General features: G+C 66.4%; 1 protein-coding gene. It reads right to left on the bottom strand.

Going from position 1 to position 1449, the window contains the following annotated elements:
* The coding region (gene glpK / locus A7X97_RS00830; protein ID WP_111007454.1) for a glycerol kinase GlpK at positions 1-1387 on the bottom strand (1387 nt) is incomplete at its 3' end.
* Positions 1388-1449: the final 62 nt, after the last annotated feature.

Consider the following 1449-nt stretch of genomic DNA (forward strand, 5'->3'; position numbering starts at 1 on the left):
GTGCAGCGATCTGTTCGCGGCTGGACCAGAACCCGACGGCCAGGCCGGCCAGATAGGCCGCACCGAGCGCGGTGGTTTCGGTCAACCGCGGCCGCAGCAGCGGCACACCGAGGATGTCTGCCTGGAAGCTGGCCAGGAAGTCGTTGCCGATCGCACCGCCATCGGCGCGCAGTTCGGTCAGCGCGATACCGGCATCGGACTGCATGGCATCGAGCACGTCGCGGGTCTGGTAGGCCATCGCTTCCAGCGCGGCGCGCACGAAGTGCGCCTTGCGCGTGCCACGGGTCAATCCAAACATCGCACCGCGCACATCACTGCGCCAATAGGGTGCACCCAGGCCGACAAACGCCGGCACCAGATAGGCGCCGCCGCTGTCGGGCACCTGCGCGGCCAGTGCCTGGCTGTCGCTGGCGCGTTCGATCATGCGCAGTCCGTCGCGCAGCCACTGCACCACCGAGCCGGCGATGAAGATCGACCCTTCCAGCGCATACTCCACGCGCCCGTCCAGGCCCCAGGCAATGGTGGTCAGCAGGCCGTTGCGCGACCGCACCGCCTGCGCGCCGGTATGCATCAACATGAAGCAACCGGTGCCATAGGTGTTCTTGACCATGCCCGGCTGGAAACAGGCCTGGCCGAACAGTGCCGCCTGCTGGTCACCGGCGATGCCGGCGATCGGGATCGGGTGGTCGAAGAAGAACTGCGGCCGGGTGTGTGCGTACACCGCACTGGAGTCGCGCACCTGCGGCAGCATCGCGCGCGGGATGTCGAGCAGGGCCAGCAGATCGTCATCCCAGTCCAGCGTGTGGATGTTGAACAACAGCGTGCGCGCCGCGTTGCTGTAGTCGGTCACATGCGCCTGGCCGCCGCTGAGGTTCCACACCAGCCAGCTGTCGATGGTGCCAAACAGCAGCTCGCCACGTTCGGCGCGCTGCTGCGCACCTTCCACGTGGTCGAGGATCCAGCGCACCTTGGTCGCAGAGAAATAGGCATCGATCAGCAGGCCGGTCCGCTCGCGGATCAGCGCTTCATGGCCTTCGGACTTCAGGCGTTCACAGATGGCGTGGCTCTGCCGCGATTGCCAGACGATGGCGTTGTGGATCGGCTGGCCGGTGGCACGGTCCCAGACCACGGTGGTTTCGCGCTGGTTGGTGATGCCCAGTGCGGCGATATGACGCGGGTCGATCTGCCCGCGGCTGAGCAGTTCGGTCAGCGTGGCATAGACGCTGGTAAGGATCTCGCGCGGGTCATGCTCGACCCAGCCGGGTTGCGGGAAGATCTGCGCGAACTCGCGCTGCGCGCTGCCGATGATGTCGCCGGCACGGTCGAACAGGATCGCGCGCGAACTGGTGGTGCCCTGGTCGATGGCCAGCACGTAGCGGGGCGTCATGCAGCGTCTCCGGTAGAGCAGTCAGGGTAACTTACCTTTCTCTCTGTAGAGCCGAGCCATGC

The sequence above is a fragment of the Stenotrophomonas sepilia genome (genome assembly GCF_003244875.1).
In the GTDB taxonomy this organism is placed as follows: domain Bacteria; phylum Pseudomonadota; class Gammaproteobacteria; order Xanthomonadales; family Xanthomonadaceae; genus Stenotrophomonas; species Stenotrophomonas sepilia.